The organism is Streptomyces sp. Rer75 (assembly GCF_013414305.1).
GTDB lineage: Bacteria > Actinomycetota > Actinomycetes > Streptomycetales > Streptomycetaceae > Streptomyces > Streptomyces himastatinicus.
The window spans coordinates 10,230,875-10,247,143 of record NZ_CP058693.1; the positions used below are offsets into that span (position 1 = coordinate 10,230,875).

At 71.8% G+C, this 16,269-nt stretch carries 12 protein-coding genes; 3 read left to right on the forward strand and 9 right to left on the reverse strand.

The annotated features are described in order from the left end of the window. Positions 1-2 precede the first annotated feature (2 nt). From HYQ63_RS43215 to HYQ63_RS43245, 7 genes are all read right to left on the reverse strand, one after another. Positions 3-830 carry an alpha/beta fold hydrolase gene (locus HYQ63_RS43215; protein WP_179939487.1) on the reverse strand — a complete coding sequence of 276 codons (828 nt, stop codon included), beginning with the start codon at positions 828-830 and terminating at the stop codon, positions 3-5. After that, a complete protein-coding gene (locus HYQ63_RS43220; protein ID WP_179939488.1) occupies positions 827-1,351 on the reverse strand; it encodes a 6-carboxytetrahydropterin synthase in 525 nt (174 codons plus the stop codon). The genes HYQ63_RS43215 and HYQ63_RS43220 overlap by 4 nt, the downstream gene beginning before the upstream one ends. Next, the gene (locus tag HYQ63_RS43225) at positions 1,348-5,763 is read right to left on the reverse strand and encodes a type I polyketide synthase (RefSeq protein WP_179939489.1); all 4,416 of its coding nucleotides are present in this window, start codon (positions 5,761-5,763) and stop codon (positions 1,348-1,350) included. The genes HYQ63_RS43220 and HYQ63_RS43225 overlap by 4 nt, the downstream gene beginning before the upstream one ends. Continuing rightward, positions 5,760-7,583 carry a non-ribosomal peptide synthetase gene (locus HYQ63_RS43230; RefSeq protein ID WP_179939490.1) on the reverse strand — a complete coding sequence of 608 codons (1,824 nt, stop codon included), beginning with the start codon at positions 7,581-7,583 and terminating at the stop codon, positions 5,760-5,762. Before HYQ63_RS43230 ends, HYQ63_RS43225 begins: the two co-directional genes overlap by 4 nt. A gap of 324 nt (positions 7,584-7,907) precedes the next feature. Continuing rightward, positions 7,908-8,807, reverse strand: coding sequence for a geranyl diphosphate 2-C-methyltransferase (locus HYQ63_RS43235; protein WP_179939491.1), 900 nt, complete (start codon positions 8,805-8,807; stop codon positions 7,908-7,910). A gap of 17 nt (positions 8,808-8,824) precedes the next feature. Next, positions 8,825-10,066, reverse strand: coding sequence for a family 2 encapsulin nanocompartment cargo protein terpene cyclase (locus HYQ63_RS43240; RefSeq protein WP_179939492.1), 1,242 nt, complete (start codon positions 10,064-10,066; stop codon positions 8,825-8,827). Positions 10,067-10,159: 93 nt separating this feature from the next. Further along, entirely contained in the window at positions 10,160-11,572 is a 1,413-nt protein-coding gene (locus HYQ63_RS43245; protein ID WP_179939493.1) for a family 2B encapsulin nanocompartment shell protein, read from the reverse strand. A 240-nt stretch (positions 11,573-11,812) separates the two neighbouring features. Between HYQ63_RS43245 and HYQ63_RS43250 the strand changes: the two genes are divergently transcribed. Continuing rightward, positions 11,813-12,028: a hypothetical protein gene (locus tag HYQ63_RS43250; protein ID WP_179939494.1), complete on the forward strand. Its 216-nt coding sequence runs from the start codon at positions 11,813-11,815 to the stop codon at positions 12,026-12,028. Positions 12,029-12,120: 92 nt separating this feature from the next. On the opposite strand, the gene HYQ63_RS43255 is transcribed toward HYQ63_RS43250, so the two are convergent. Next, complete coding sequence (locus HYQ63_RS43255) at positions 12,121-13,194, reverse strand: serine protease (RefSeq protein ID WP_179939495.1); 1,074 nt, start codon at positions 13,192-13,194, stop codon at positions 12,121-12,123. A gap of 279 nt (positions 13,195-13,473) precedes the next feature. Here HYQ63_RS43255 and HYQ63_RS43260 point away from each other — a divergent pair, with 279 nt between their 5' ends. Continuing rightward, positions 13,474-14,460 (forward strand): alpha/beta fold hydrolase, encoded by a 987-nt coding sequence (locus HYQ63_RS43260; RefSeq protein WP_179939496.1) that lies wholly within the window; start codon positions 13,474-13,476, stop codon positions 14,458-14,460. Positions 14,461-14,496: 36 nt separating this feature from the next. Here HYQ63_RS43260 and HYQ63_RS43265 read toward each other — a convergent pair whose 3' ends face one another. Beyond that, the gene (locus tag HYQ63_RS43265) at positions 14,497-15,456 is read right to left on the reverse strand and encodes a TauD/TfdA family dioxygenase (RefSeq protein ID WP_179939497.1); all 960 of its coding nucleotides are present in this window, start codon (positions 15,454-15,456) and stop codon (positions 14,497-14,499) included. A 532-nt stretch (positions 15,457-15,988) separates the two neighbouring features. Between HYQ63_RS43265 and HYQ63_RS46245 the strand changes: the two genes are divergently transcribed. Then, the gene (locus HYQ63_RS46245) at positions 15,989-16,117 is read left to right on the forward strand and encodes a putative leader peptide (RefSeq protein WP_373689188.1); all 129 of its coding nucleotides are present in this window, start codon (positions 15,989-15,991) and stop codon (positions 16,115-16,117) included. Positions 16,118-16,269: the final 152 nt, after the last annotated feature.

The window sequence follows — 16,269 nt, forward strand, 5'->3', positions numbered from 1 at the left end:
GCTCACTCACGGGATGCTCCTGCGTAGGTCGGGGGGTGATCGGCCACCTCGGCGGCGAAGGACGTCAGCTGCGCCGCGGTGGCCCGGGGACGGTCGATGTGGGGTGAGTGGCCGGCGTCCGGGACCGTGGCACACCGCCCGCGCGGCGCCATGGCGGCGAGGGCCACGGCGTCCCCGGCGGACAGCAGCGCCGACGCCCGGCCGCGCAGCACCAGCACCGGCGCTCGGGCACCGGCCAGGGCCCGGCCCGCGCGCGCCGCCCGCTCGCCGTCGGCGTCCGTCGGCATCCGGGTGCGGCGCGACGGTTCGCCGGGCGGCAGTCCGCGGGCCGCGGCCTCGATGGTGCGCAGCGTGGCCTCGGCCGCCATGGGGTAGTGCTCGCGCAGGCCACCGGGCCCGGCACCATGCCTGCCGGGTACGGCGGTGTGGCGGGGCGGGGCGGCGCCGAAGTGGGACGCGACGGGCTCGACCAGAACCACGCCCCGGACGCCGGGCAGCGCTGCGGCGACGAGCACGGCCAGTGGAGCCCCGGCCGAGTGGCCCACCACCATCACCGCCTCCGAGGGGGCCGGTTCGCCGAGCAGACGGTCCACCAGTTCCCCGGACCGCGCCGCCGTGCCGGGCGGTGCGGCACAGCGGGCCGCGGTCCCCGCCAGGTCGGCGGCCAGCAGCGTGACACCCGAGCCCGACAGCCAGCGGGCGACCGGCGCCCAGTGCGCGGCGGACTGCTGCCACCCGGGCAGCAGCAGCCAGGGGACGCCGCACGGCCCCGGCAGCACCGCCCGGATCAGCGAGCCCGGTGCGTCGCCGACATGGTCGCGGCCGCTCATCTCGGCTCCCCGGGATCCGGGGCCCGGAAGACCACCGCGTTCTTCCGCGACTCGCGGGCGACGACGCGCAGCACCCGCACCCGGCCGACGGTGCGTTCGCGCACCAGCCGGTCGACCTGGTCATGCACCCACTCGGCCGCACCCTCCATGCCGGTGTGGTCCATGATCCGCAGGTCGATGACACCGGAGCGCCCGAGGTCCTCGAACAGCTCCCGGTGAGGATCGTCGGCGGCGATCAGGGTGGTGTGGTCGAACTGGGCCTGGAGCAGCGCCCGGACCTCCTTCAGATCGCCGAAGTCGATCACGAAGCCGGTCTTCGGTTCGAGTTCGCCGCAGCCGAACTCGATCTCGAAGCTCCGCTCGTAGCCGTGCAGGAAGGAGCACTTGCCGCCGTGTGCCCAGGAGCGATGGGTGCAGGGCAGGTCGTCGAAGAGCTTGGTGACGGAGAACCTGGCCGGAGAATGGTGCACCGGCCCGGCCTCGTCGGTCAGTGTGGTCGGTCGTGCGGAGTGGTCGGTCACGCTTCCCCCTGGTGTTCCTGGTCCTGTGCGGTGGCGCGGGTGATCTCCTTCGCCATCTGCGTGATGGTGGGGTTCTCGAACAGGGTGATGGCGCTGAGCACGGTGTCGAACTCCTGGCTGAGGCGGTGGGCGAGCGAGACCCCGAGCAGTGAATCGCCGCCGAGCGCGAAGAAGTTGGAGTCCGGGTGCAGCTCCTCGGCCCCCAAGAGGTCGGTCCAGGCCCTGGCCACCTGTGCCGCGACCGGGTCGGTCCAGGCGGCGCCCGCGGGTTCGGGGGCCGGCCCGGCGGAGGGGCCGGGCTGTGCGCCCCGTACCCACTGGTCGATCCGGGCGTCGAAGTCGGCCGTCGAGACGAGTACCTGATGCGGCGTCGCCAGGTTCATCAGCCGCCCATAGATCTCGGCCCCCTCACTGGGCCGGATCGCGATCTCGGCGACCACGCCGAAGTCGGGGGAGGCGAAGGACGGCGAGACCACCGACTCGTGCGGGGCGTCGTCGTCACGCTCCCGGAAGATCCAGCCGTCCCAGTTGACCGTCATCCACGGGATGTCGTCGCCGCGGTGCCGCTCGGCGAAGGTGTCCATGTACGCGTTGCCCGCGGTGTACGCGTAGAAGCCGAGGCCGCCCAGATGCGAGGACAGGGAGGACTGCATGAGAACGAAGTCCAGGCGGCGGCCCCGCAGGAACTCCGCCAGCATCAAGGTGCCCTGCACCTTGGGGCGCAGCCTCCGCTCGCAGTCCTCCCGGCCCGTCTCGGCGAGGCTGCGGAAGGCGCGCCGCGTCTCGAAGACACCCGCGGCATGGACGACTCCGTCGAGACGGCCGAAGCGGCGGTCGATCTCCTCGAACAGGGCGGCCGTCTGCTCCCGGTCGGCCGCGTCACAGCGCACGGCGAGCACGTCGCCGCCGAGCGCCTCCAGCTTGCGGATCCGCTCGGCGCGTTCCGCGAGCCCCGGATCGCCGTCCGGCACGGCCGCGCCCGGCCCGGTGGGCGGCACCGCGTCCAGCCCGGTGAGGATCAGCCGGGCGCGGCAGGTGCGCACCAGATAGTCGGCCAGCGTCATACCGATGCCGCCGAGCCCGCCGGTGATCAGGTAGACGCCCCGCTCGCGCAGTCGCAGCGGCAACTGCCCGGCGCGCACCTCGGGCAGGGTGTCGCGTTCATAGGCGCGGACCCAGCGCCCGCCCGGGGCGAGGGCCACCGCGTGGTCCCCGGCGGGAGCCCGTAGCTCCGCCACCGTCTCGGCGGTGCCGGTGCCACCCGGCAGCGCGCTGATGTCGATCGAGCGGGCGGTGACGAAGGGGAAATCCTGCGGGATGACGAGAGCGGGCCCGGCGAGCAGGGAACGCTCCGGCGACGCCGCAGGACCGCCGGTGTCGAGGGGGTGCACACCGTGGGCGACGATGTCCAGCCGCACCGGAGCGGCGCCCTGCTGGGAGGTGAGCGCCTGGAAGCCGAACAGCAAGGTGTAGAAGCCGTGCGCCAGTTCGGTCTCCAGGGCGTCGAGCCGGCCGTCGAGCGACCCGGAGTCCGTCATGCCCTCCGCGCACCACAGATGCACGACCCGCTGCACCGGCCGGGACCGCAGGTCCAGCCCGCCGAGGGCCGCCTTGACGGACTCCTCGTCGCCCGGCACGGCGTCGTCGAAGGGGCGCAGACACACGCATTCGACGCCGAGCGCGCCCAGTTCGGCCACGACCCTTTCGCTGAACCCGTCACGCCCCGCGAACACCAGCCAGCGCTGGCCCGCCACGTCCTCGGGGACCGGGGAGCGGCGGCGCAGCCGCCAGCTCGCGTGGTACATCCAGCGGTCCAGGGAGCGTTCCCGCGTCACCAGCCGTGTGCCCTTGCGGACCGCCGGGCGCTCGCTCCCCTCCGGGCCTTCCTTCTGATGGGGCCGCAGATCCCACGCCCGCGCGGGCAGGACGACCGCCGTCGTGGCCTCGGCGGGTCGGCTCAGGTCCAGCTCGATCCCGGCCGCCCACAGCCCGGCCAACGCGCGCAGATAGGCGGCCCGCGGGTCCGCGGCGGGTCGGCAGGGCCGGACCGCGACGGCGTCTGCCGCGCCCGAGCGCACCGCGCGTCCGAGGAAGCCGTCGGGGCTCAGATCGACCAGGGCCGGGCGGGCCCGGCTCGCGAGCTCGTCCACCGCGCGGGCGACCGGCCGGAGATCGACGGGCCGGATGAGATGCCGCTCCCAGTAGGAGGACGGGTCCGGGTCGGCGCCGAGCGTGGGTATCCACCGGCTCGCCGCCCCGGGCGCCGCCGACCGGGCGAGGGCCGAGAAGGCGGCCGCCGACTCGCCGAGCAGCGGCGAGTGGTACGGAAGGTCGACACCGGTGTCGCGGCAGGCCAGCCCCGCCGCGGCCAGACGGTCGCGCAGGCGGTCGGCCTCGTCCGGGGCGACCGCGAACACCGTACGGTCCTCGGACAGGACGGCCGCCGGGAACAGGTCCGGCAGGACGCGGGCCATCTGCTCCGGGCCCGCGTGGACCACCAGCATCCGGCCGGGCGGGGCGCTGCGGTCCAGCTCCTCGCCACGGTCGGCCAGCAGGGTCAGGGCACGGTCGGCGTCGAGTGCCCCGGCGGCGACGGCGGCGGCGTACTCGCCGAGGGAGTATCCGGCGCACAGCCCCTCCGGCAGCCCCCGGTGCCGTAACTGCTCGGTGACCGCCAGCACGACCGCGGTGTGCCAGGCGTGCCGTAGGCCCCGGGACAGTCGCCCCTCGTCGCGCAGAGCCGTCTCGATCCCCGGCGTACCGGGGCGGAGTTCCCCCAGCCGTGCCCAGTGGCGGCGCAGCGCGCCGGTGAACACCGGTTCCCACTCCCACAGCGCGCGGGCCAGGGGAGCGAGGTCGGAGCCCTGCCCCGGGACGAGCAGGACGGGGGCCACCGACGCCGACGCCCAGCCCTCGACGCAGAAGGCGGCGTCGCCCTCCAGCCCCGAGACCGCGGCCTCCCGCTCCCGGGCCACCACGGCCAGGCGGTACGGCTTGGGTTCCCGGCCCCGGCGCAGCGCCCTGGCCACCGCGCCCAGCGGGTCGCGTGGCACGGCACGGAGGTGGTCCGCCAGCCGTACGGACGTGGCGAGGCAGGAGTCCGGGGTGGCCGCCGAGACCTGGAGCACCACATGGTCGGCGTCCTCGGTGTTCTCGGTGCCCTGCTCAGCTACCGGGGCGGCACCGACGACGGCATGGACATTGGTGCCGCCGAAACCGAAGGAACTGACGCCGATGACCGCCGACGCGGGATCGTCCATCGGGGTCGCCCCGGCCGGAACGACGAAGCCCGCCTCGCCCACCGCCGCGGACGGTTCGCCGAGGCCCGCGACCGGCGGCAGCATCCGGTGCCTGAGCATCTCGCACGCCTTGATGAACCCCACCGCGCCCGCGCCGACCCGCAGATGCCCGAGGTTCGCCTTGACCGACCCGAGCGTGATCCGTGACCCCGGGCCGTAGACGGCCCTCATGGCGTCCAGTTCGCTGCGGTCGCCCAGCGGAGTGCCGGTCCCGTGGCACTCCACGTACGTCACCTCGCCCGGCTCCACGCCGCCCGCGGCGAGCGCCTGCCGGATCACATCGGCCTGCCGGGAGGACTTCGGCGCGGTGAACGACGCCTTGGCCGCCCCGTCGTTGTTGACGGCCGACCCCAGCAGCACCGCCCGGACCGGCCAGCCCTCCCGCTCGGCAAGCCCGCGGTCGGCCAGCAGCACCAGGCCACCGCCGGAGCCGAATACCGTGCCGGTGGCGTCCCGGTCGAAGGGGCGGCACACTCCGTCGGCGGCGAGTATCCCGCCCTCCTGGTGGAGATAGCTCATGGGCTGCGGATGCTCGATGTCCATCCCCCCGGCCAGGGCCAGATCGCATTCCCCGGCCCGGATGCCCTGGGCCGCCGAGTGGATCGCCAGCAGCGAGGAGGAGCAGGCGGAGCCGACCGAGACGGCCGGTCCGGTCAGCCCCAGTTTGTACGCGATGCGCGTGGCGGCGTAGTGCGGATCGCCGCCCATCAGCGCCGACATGCCCTCGGTGCCGTTCAGCGCCGGGTCCCAGGTCCGCAGCAGATAGGAGCTGAGCCCGGTGGCGGCCCACACCCCGATGTCGTAACCGAGCACCGAGGGCCGCACCCCGGCCGCCTCCAGCGCCTCCACGGCGCACAACAGCAGCAGTCGCTGCTGGGGGTCGATCTCGGCGGCTTCCTTCGGCGCGTAGCCGAAGAAGTCCTCGTCGAACTGCTCGGCCCCCGCCACCAGCCCATAGGCGTGGACCCGGCCCCCGGCGGTGGCACCCACGTTGGTCGCGGCGCGGGTGACCACGTCCCTGCCCCCGGCGACCAGGTCCCACAGCGCGGCAACGTCCGACGCGCCGGGCACCCGGCAGGCGTACCCGAGGACCACGACATCGCGGTCGTTCACTGCATCACTCCTTCGGTGTGGACGGGCGGTACCGGGGTGCCTGCTTGTCGTCGCGCCGCGCGCCGCCGGTCCGCGGCACTGCCCCCGGGGTGTGTCTGACGTACGGGCGGCCGCCCCTGCGCGGTCCGGTCGGCGTCGTCGGTCAGGGACTCGATCTGGAGGGCGATCCGGGGGTGGTCCAGGAGGAAGGCGGGCGACACCTCGCGCCGCAGCACCTCGGTGAGCCGGGCCGCCGCGGCGACCACGCCGAGGGAATCCACGCCGCTCTCGAAGAGATTGGTGTCGACGGAGAACCCGGCCCCCAGCAGTTCCGTCCACACGCCCCGCACCGCACCGGCGACCCCCGGCTCCCGGGGCGCCGCCCGGGGCCCCCGTCGCAGGGCCGCCAGGTCCGTCTTCCCGTGCGCGGTGCGGGGGATCGCCTCGCACACGACCGTACGGACGGTGACCGGACCGTCCAGCAGCCGCACCACCCGCCGCCGCACCCGGGCCGCCGTCTCCGCCCGCGCCGCTCGCGCTCCCGCTCCCGATCCTGTTCCCGCCCGCGCCGCTCCCGCGGGGACGACAGCCACCAGCAGGCGTCCGGCGGTTGCGCCGCCCACGGCGTACTCCTCGACGGCCGCCACCGCCTCGGCCGCGCAGCCGTCCTCGGTGAGCGCCCGCTCGATCGCGTCCAGGGCCGTCCACCGCCCGGCGAGCTTCACCCTGCGCTCGGCGCGCCCGGTGACCACCAGCCCGCCGTCGGGCGCCCAGCGTCCCCGGTCTCCCGTGCGGAACGCCCTTTCCGGGCCGGCCCCGGTGAACTTCCCCTCGTGGGCGGCCGGGTGGAGATACCCCGCAGACACCGTCGCGCCCCGCACCGCGATCTCCCCCTCGGTGGCGGTGTCACCCGTCGGAACCGGCACATCGCCATGGCCGAGCAGTACGACGTCGACTCCCGTGAGCGGATGCCCCACATGGCCCGCGAGAACGGCGTCGAGCCGCGCGGGGGTGACGAGATCCGCGGTGATCTGACCGCAGGTCTCGGTGGCGGCGTACGTGTTCACCACGACCGGCGGCGCGGCCTCCGCGCGCGTGAAGACCTCACGCAGCGGTGCCCGGTGGGCCGGTTCGCCGCTGAGGACCAGGTGCGAGGGAAGCGGTGTGTCCTCGGTGCTCATCAGCACCGACAGCTCCGACGGAGTCAGGCACACCACCTGCGGGCCGGGTTCCCCGGCCAGCCTCCGGGACAGCGCCGCGAACGTCACGGGGTCCTCGCGCTCGACGAGGGCGAGCGTCCCGCCGAACGTCAGGCTCCCGAGCACCTCGCAGATGCTGAATCCGAAGGTCAGCGGATGCGCTTGCGTCCATATGGCCCGTGGCGGCAGATGGCCATGGAACCGTGCGTACAACCCCCCGAAGACGCCGCGCAGACCTTCCCTGGTGACCACCGTGTGCTTGGCGGGGCCGGTGCTGCCGGAGGTGGACAGGACATACGCCGGGGCGGGAAGCGGGGAGAGATGGCCGGGCCAGGCGGTACGGTCCGCCACGATCTCGCCGATCATCGACCCGCTCTCCGTCCCCGGCGGCACCGGGGTGAACGCCGCACCGGCGGCCAGGATCGCCAGCAGGCGCACGATGGTGGCGGCGGTGCGGCGCTCCGGTGACGGCAGCGGAACGAGGGCGCCCGGCCCGACGCCGTCCCGGCGCAGCGCGGTGGCCTCGTGAGCCACCAGGTGGTGGAGGTCGGCGTAGGTCAGGCTGGTTTCGCCGTCCGTCAGGGCCGTCGCGTCCGGGGGCGCAGCGGGGAGCCCGAGCCGTAGATCCAGACAGAGTGTCAATAAGTCGGCAGAAATACTGGACTCCTCATGGGGGTTCCGAGCGTGATCTGACGAACGAGCCTGCGGTGTGAAGCGCTTCGAAGACGGGGTGCCTCAAGGGAGGTGTTACTCAACCTCGTGCAGAAACGGCCGTTCTCGCTCCCCCCGTATCTGAAGGCTTCCGAGATCGAACATTCGAAGCGCTTCGACAGATGGTTTGTCACAAGGAAGCGGTTGTCAAGTGTTCGATCCGCCTCGCACTGAATCCCCGTGGCACACCCGCAGCACAGAAGAAGGGCCGGGCCCGTCGGGGAGACGGACCCGGCCCTTTCCGCGGGGAGGCGGTCAGACGCGGTCGGCTGCGATCAGGAGGTACTGGAAGGAGCCATCCTTGTACGAGTTGATGAACGCTTCCTCAATGCCGGTCACCAGCGAGGACGTGGCCCGCAGCTCCCAGTAGGGCAGGGTCGCGGGCGTGAGGTCGATGACGGCCTGCGGGACGAGGCGATTGTCGGCCATGGCGCGCAGGTACTCCCGTCGGGAGTGGATGTTGCACTCGAAGTGCGCGTTGATCTGGGACACCCATTTCGACGGCTGGCCGTAACGCGGGTTCCAGCAGCCGGTGATGGTCACGTAGCGGCCGCCGACCGCGAGGACGCGGGAGTGCTCGGCGAACAGGTCGTGCAGATCGACGTACATGCTCGACTCGTTGTTCCACGAGGCCGCGGCCTGCCCGGTCTCGAACGGTGTCCCGAGCATGTTGCAGACACGGGCGCGGACATAGTCCTCGATGCCGAGTTCGCGGGCACGCCCGTTGGCGAAGTCGGCCTGCTTGGCCGACAGCGTGACGCCCTCCACCGTGCACCCGAAGCGCTGGTGGGCCATGACCATGGAACCGCCGCGGCCGCAACCGGCGTCCACGAGCGTGTCGTCGCGCTCAATGGGGCCGAGATGGTCCAGGAGGAGTTCGGCCTGCGCCGACTCCAGCCGGTGCAACTCGGCGATCAGCCTCTTCTCGTAATCACCGGACCCGGGCTCGCCGAGGGCGGCGTGGTCGACGTCGCCGATGCCGTAGTGGTGGTGGTACAGGCCGTCCACATCGCCGAGACGCAGGTTCACGGGCCTGGCCTCGCGATCCCAGTAGCGGGCGATGTCCCCCTGGTAGGGCGTCACCGGGGCGGGGATGAACATGGAGGTGGCGGCTGCGGGGGCGGCGACGTCGGCGGTGAAATCGGTGCTGGTCATCGATAAGTCCATTCCTCTTACCAGAAGTCGGGCAGGCTGTAGCGGTAGGTATTGGTCTGGTGCCAGTAGTGGTTGCCGTCGACCCACACCGCCACGCCGCGCAGAAAGCGCTGCACGGCCGGGACGGGGCAGGCGGCGGCCAGGGCCGCGGCTGCGGCCTCGAAGTCGTGCATGAGGCCGTTGTGCACCTCGACCGCCTTCAGATAGGCCTCGCGCTCGGAGACGCCCTCACGTTCGGCGATCACCACGGGCAGGTTGAGGTGCCGGCCGGGGCTGGCGAGTTCCTTGGTGTACGAGTACAGGTCGTTCACGATGGTGGTGGCGTTCCCGGCGAGCGCGATGACCCGCTGCATTTCGGGCCGGGCGTGCAGGTCAGCCGGGAGTTCGTAGCCGCCGACGGTGTCGGTGATGGTCGGGCAGGGCCGGAAGTTGTTGAACTGGCGCATCACCAGGTATTCCCACACCTCGGGCACGTGGTCGGTCTGCGCCCACGCGGCCTCGGCGAGGTACCCCATGTGCAGGCGCGCCATGTCGTGCCGGAGCCGGTCGGCCTGGGAGGCGCTGGCCTCGCGGACGAAGTACTCCATGGCGGAGCGGTAGGCGCGCCGGGGCGCGTCCGAGTGGAGCGACTCCGCCCACTGCGGCTGGTACTCCTGCGCGGTGTGCAGCGGGTCGAGGGCGGTGTGCGCCAGGAGGAGGCGTCCGCCGAGGCCGATGGGGGAGCCGCCGTGGTCCTCGCAGTAGCAGTCGTCCACCGCGTTCTCGGCGACCATCATGCGGGTGGCGAGCATGAGGTGGTCGACGGTGGGGGCGTCCGGATGGCAGGCGACCATGTAGCGCCCCACGGAGAAGCCGTCGAACTGGTCCTCCCAGTCCTCGGGGTACAGGTCGACCTCGTCCAGTGCCCAGGCCTTGATCCTGCGGCTGACCTCCTCCACCCGCCCGGGGTCGGGCTCCGGCACCGGGTGGTGGTAGAGGCCCGGGACCGGGCTGCCTTCCGCGGGCGCCTCCGGCGGCGTCGGCGGCGTACGCGGCTCCTCGCGCCGGGCGGCCGGGTGCAGGCTCGCCGTGCCCAGCCCGCTGGGGCCACGCAGGATCCGCTCCAGGCCGACGCGCGCGGTGCGCACCTCGGCGGCAGCGACGTCGGTGGCAGCGACGTCGCCGGGAGCGATGTCAACGGCAGCCATGTCGACGGGAGCGGCGTCGACGGGCGACGGGGCGGGCAGCAGAGGCGGAGGGGAAAACTCAGGCGCAGACATCCATGGCTCCTCGGTGGGGTGGGTGGCCGTCCCGGATCCCGGGCGCGCGGCCCGCCCGGGATCCGGGCCGTCGTAGCCGTCCGGCAGGGGGTGCTAATCGCGGCTACGGGCGATCTGCACGTTCTCCAGCACGCCGAGGGCATCCGGCACCAGGATGGCCGCGGAGTAGTAGGCGCTGACGAGGTAGGAGATGATCGCCTTTTCGTCGATGCCCATGAAGCGCACCGACAGGCCCGGTTCGTACTCCTCCGGCAGACCCGTCTGACGCAGGCCGACGACGCCCTGGTTGTCCTCGCCGGTGCGCATGACCAGGACCGAGCTGGTGTTCTCCTTGGTGATGGGGATCTTGTTGCAGGGCAGGATCGGGACGCCGCGCCAGGCCGGGACCTGCTGCCCGCCGAGATCGACGTGGGTCGGATAGAGCCCGCGGGAGTTGAACTCCCGCCCGATCGCCGCGATCGTCCGCGGATGGGCGAGGAAGAACTTGGAGCCACGGCGGCGGCAGAGCAGCTCGTCGAGGTCGTCCGGGGTCGGCGGACCGGAGTGGGTCTGGATGCGCTGCTTGAAGTCGGCGTTGTGGAGCAGACCGAACTCCCGGTTGTTGATCAGCTCGTGCTCCTGGCGCTCACGCAGCGCCTCGATGACGAGCCTGAGCTGCTCCTCGGTCTGGTCCATCGGGTCGTTGTAGAGGTCGGCGACCCTGGTGTGGATCCGCAGAACGGTCTGGGCGACGGAGAGTTCGTACTCGCGCGGCTTCAGCTCGTAGTCGACGAACGTACCGGGCAGTGCGGGTTCCCCGGTGTGACCGGCCGACAAGGCGATCTCGGCCTCCCCGCGACGGTTCTGCCGCCGGCCGGCGAGCGAACGGAACTCCCGGACGTGGTCCTGGAGGCCCGGCGCCGCGGACAGCACGGCGGCGAAGTCGGCGCGGGACAGGGTGAGCAGGGTGCCGGACGTCTCGGCGGTGGCGGTGCAGTCCCACCGGGCGTCCGCGTCCAGCAGGGCGTTCTCACCGAACCGGTCGCCGTCGGCGAGTACGGCGACGGCGGTCTCGTTTCCGTACTTGCCGACCGTGGTCTGGCTGACGCGACCGTGAGCGATCATGTGGAACTGCTCGGCGGGCGTGCCGCGTTCGACCAGCGTCTCACCGGCACGGAAGTCGCGCTGGACGCAGCGGTCGGCGATCGCGGTCAGCACCTCCACGTCCTCGAAGCCGCGCAGCAGGGCCAGTTCGCCGAGCTCGCGGGGGATCACCCGGACGGTGGCACCGTCCTGGACGAACTCCACGCGCCCGTCGCCGACGGTGTAGGTCAGCCGACGGTTCACCCGGTAGGTGCCGCCCTTGACCTCGACCCAGGGGAGCGTCCGCAGCAGCCAGCGCGAGGTGATCCCCTGCATCTGCGGCGCGGACTTGGTCGTGGTGGCAAGGTTGCGGGCAGCCGCCGTGCCCAGGCTGGACTGCCGAGGCGGCTCCATAGGTGTTTCCGGGCTGGTACCAACAGTCATCGGGCGAGCTCTCCTTCGTAAACGACGGTGGCCTCGCGCGCATGCGCGTCACCGGAAAAGAGGAAAGGAGGGGGCAGACATCCGGGTATCCGTTCGGACCCCGGGAACAGTAGCTGCCGGTAGGCCCGATCGGCCCGGGGGAGCCGTCAGCATTAACTCGATAAGATGATCGTGGCCTGCGGGGGGTTTGGGCCGGATCGGGGGTTCCATGGACGGCGTGATGGTGGGCATCATCGGACCATGAAGGGTAAGAAGAAGCGTCTCGCACTGGCGTTCGGTCTTGCCGTCGCCGCCGTGGGGGCCGTCTCGGCCGCGGCGTTCACCGGCGACGAGAGCGCTGAGGGCAGACCGAGCGCTCCGACCACCGCCGTGGATGCGGGGAACTCCCAGGATTCGCCCGAGGACATCCGGGAGTTCTGGACCGAGGAGCGCATGGACCAGGCGGAGCCGGGGTAGCGGGTCCGGAACGCCGGTTCCGGAGCATGGATGCATGGATGCGGGGCCGTACGGATGATTCCGTACGGCCCCGCGGCAGTGCGTGGCGCGCTTTACGCGTCCTCGTCGACGTCCTCGATCAGCTGGACGGCGTTGTCCCCGTGCTCCGACGAGAAGAGGTCGTCGGAGACGCGGTTGTCGTCATCGTCCGCCTCGTAGTGGCTGTTGGCGCCGATGATCTGGATGTTGCCGTCAGGCGCACCGGTCACCAAGGGCCCACCGCTTGCGCCCTTGCCCATGTCGCAGTCCATCTTGACCCGGTCGTCCCAGGGCCAGTTGTTCTCCGCGTCCTCGGTGTCGCCGGTGCAGTACATCATGTACTTGCCCTCGTTGAAGTCCGAGTCCGGGCGGTCGTATCCGTGGGCGGGGTACCCCCAGTCGTACGCGTCGGAGTGGTCGGGGCCGCTGCCGAAGTTGTAGCCGAAGTGGCCGACGGCGTCGGCGAGGTTGCCCTGGACGGGGTCGGGGGCCACCACGAACGCGGCCATGTCGCCGGCGTCGTAGTCCCCTTCGTCGCCGCGGGTCCAGTCCTGGGGCGCATACACGGTGTCGTATGCCCAGGTCCCGTAGGGCTGCTCCTTGTCCTGCGCGGCCGGGACGAAGGCGATCTTCTTGTAGAAGCCCCGCACACCGGAGCCGTCTCCCGGGTGCACGCAGTGGCCCGCGGTCCATACGGTGTTCTTCGTCTTGGAGCTGATCGAAGCACCGCTACAGGCCGAGAGCTTGCCGTTCGGCAGCTTCGCGACCACGCGGCCGACGGCGACGGTGGGCCAGGAGTCGACCTGCTTGACGCGCTCGGAGACGGACCCCGCGGCGAGCTTCGTGCCGTGCGCGGCCTTCCCCTCCGCCGCGGGCGGTGCGGAGTCGGCGGAGGCGGTCATGCCCATGTCGCGGGCGGCCTCCAGGGCCTTCTTCTTCAGCTCGGTGGCCGAAGGCCCGTGCGGCATGTCCTCGGCACTGTCCAACGCCTTCCGCAGCCGCTCCGGGGTCCAGAACGCCCGTGTCTCCTGCGCGGATTCCGTGGACGCAGCCTTGTCGATCACGGGTTTCGCGGCCGGGGCCTTCTCCTGTGCGGATGCGGGTCCCGCGAGGCTCCCCGCCGTAAGGGCGAGCCCTGTGGCGGCCACGGCCGCCCATGCCCTGATTCCTGATGTCCTCTTGATCCTGCGGATGTGTGGCACCACGTTGTTTCCCCCTGCTCATCCTTGATGCCTCCGGACAGCTGAAAACGCTGCCGGACTCCGATCAACGAATGATTGACGTGGCGCTGACAAGTGCGCCGAACTGTGCGCCGCCCGACACCCTTTGACGAAGCGGAACATCGCTCCGTATATTAACCGGAACAACGCTCCGCTTTCGGTGTTGGCCGAAGCCGGACGCTTCTGCATGGAAGGGAAACCCGCATCATGAGTGAACCGACGTACACCGCCGACACCTTCGGCACGCCCACTCCCGTGCTCTCGGTCAGCCCGGTCGTGCTGCCCGCGCCCGGCCGGGCCGTGGACCTGGAAATGCGCGTCTCGGCGCCCACGACCGGGACCGACCTGCCGGTCATCCTCCTCTCACACGGCCAGGGCTACTCGAACCACCTCTCCTCGCTGAACGGCTACGCGCCCCTCGCCAACTATTGGGCGGCGCACGGCTTCGTCGTCATCCAGCCCACCCACCTCAGCTCCAGGACGCTGACCCTGGACCCCGACACCCCCGGGGCGCCCCTGTTCTGGCGATCGCGGGCCGAGGACATGAAGCGCATCCTCGACCACCTCGAGGCGATCGAGAACGCCGTCCCCCAGCTCCTCGGGCGCCTGGACCACAGCAGGGTCGCCGTAGCCGGACACTCGATGGGCGGCCACACCGCAAGCCTGCTGCTCGGCGCCCGGCTCACCGATCCGCACGACGGCCGGGAAGTGAACCTGGCCGAGCCCCGCATCAAGGCGGGTGTCCTGCTTGCCGCGCCCGGCCGAGGCGGCGACGCCCTCACCCAGTCCGTGGCCGAGAACATGCCGTTCTTCCTGACCACGGACTTCTCCACGATGACGACACCCGCGCTCGTGGTCGCCGGAGACAAGGACGCCTCTGGCCACCTGACGGTCATGGGCCCGGACTGGCACACCGACCCGTACGTCCTCTCCCCGGGCCCCAAGTCCCTGCTCACCCTGTTCGACGCGGAGCACGGGCTCGGCGGGATCGCCGGATACGACGTAGCCGAAACCACGGACGAAAACCCCGAGCGCGTATCCGCGGTCCAGCGCCTCTCCTGGGCCTACCTCCGCACCGAGCTGTATCCCGGGGATCCGGCTTGGAAGGCGGCGAGTGACGCACTGACGGCCGGCCCCGATCCGCTCGGACGAGTCGACACCAAGGAGGCGGATGAGGCGCGGCGGACCAGATGAAGAGCCGTGGTCAGTCCGCCGCGGACCGTCGTCGGGTCAGGTATGCGCGAGCGCACCATCGGTGGAGGCCCCCGAGGCGATCCCGTAGGCGGGATCGGGCACCGACTCCGGGGCGAGCAGCACCGAGCGGCGGCCGTCCACCCCGACCGGCACGTCGCCGTCGATGGTGACGCGGCGCAGGGTGCGCTCGTGGGCGTCGGAGTCGTCGACGCCGTAGTGCTGGGTGGCGCGGTTGTCCCAGATGGCGACGTCACCGGCGCGCCACTGCCAGCGGATCGTGTTCTCCGGACGTTCGATGTGCGACTGGAGGACATCGATGAGGGCGCGCGAGTCGCGGCCGTTGAAGCCGGTGAGCTTCTGCACGAAGTTCCCCAGGATCAGGGTGCGTTCACCGGTCTCGGGGTGGACGCGCACCACCGGGTGCTCGGTCTGGAACTTGATCGCGGTGAACACCGTGAGGTGCCGCTCCAGCGCCGCGGCCGAGGCGTCGGGACGGGTGGCGGCGTAGTCGTAGTCGTTGGTGTGCACGCCGCGCAGGCTGTCCGCCAGCAGCCGCAGCGGCTCGGGGAGATGGGCGTAGGCGGTGGCGGTGTTGGACCAGAGGGTGTTGCCGCCGTAGGGCGGGATGACCTCGGCGCGCAGGATGGAGAACGCCGGGTACGCGGGGACGAAGGTGACGTCGGTGTGCCACTGGTTGGCGCGCCCGCCGTGTTCGTTGTCGATGGGGAACGCGTAGCGGCCGTCGGCGGAGGGCACGGTGGGATGCGCGACGGGCTCGCCGAGGAGCCTGCCGAACCCCTCGTGGCTCTCGGCGTCCAGGTGGTGCTGGTCGCGGAAGAACACGACCTTGTGCTCGAGCGCGGCGGCGCGGACCGCGGCCACGGTGGCCTCGTCCAGGTCGCCGCCGAGCCGCACTCCGGAGATCACGGCCCCGATGCGCCCGCCGATCTTCTCGACGGTGAGGGTGGAGGTCGCGGCGGGTGCGGTGAACGTCATCGTGGAGGGTCCCTTCGCCGGGTGAGTGGCGGCTTGTTTTCGTTGCTGTCGGAGCGGAGGAAAATCCGCGCAGCGCAGGGGAAACGCGCAAGCGGGCCCGCTGGAGAAATGAGGGGAGGGGGGCCGGGGTCGGTCAGCGACACGCACACCCGGCGCGGGCGGGGCGCCCCCTGCCCGCACAAGGCCGCGGAACGCGGAGATTCATCGCGGTCACGTCCAAGAGCTTGGGCATCGTGCGGATGGCCGGTCAAGGCTTCCCCGGTCGGCTTCATGACCCTGCAACACACCCGCCTGCCCGCCGGGGGCGGAGACAACCTGCCCGAGCCACGGCGACCCCGGGCGGATCGTGGTTCCACATGCTGGACCGGCGGCCCTTTACGTGACGCGGCCGCCACGGTCGTACGGAATCCGCTGCTCACAAGCCCGCCGCTAGGTTTCGGCAATACGGCCGCAATGCTCCCGTAGGACCGACAAGCCGCCCTGGTCAGAGGCTTGTTGACCTTCGTGCGGGACCGCTGCCATTCTGCTGCGCGTGCCCCCGGACCTGCGCCTCGTGTCCCGCTGGCATGTCGATCTGTGTCGGCAGGCCAGCGCGATCTGTGCTGCCCGCCGCCACGCGCCGCTGACGGCTTGCCGCCGCGCGCCGCTCACGGACCGCTGACGCACCGCTGATCCGCCACCACTGAGCCACAGCCGCTCCGCGTCCGGCGTACGGACCACACCCCACGGCGCATCAGTTCACACCGGCCGCCCCGCCTCCCCGTAACGACACGGCTGCCCCGCGGTCCGTGCACGGCCACGCGCCCCTGCCCG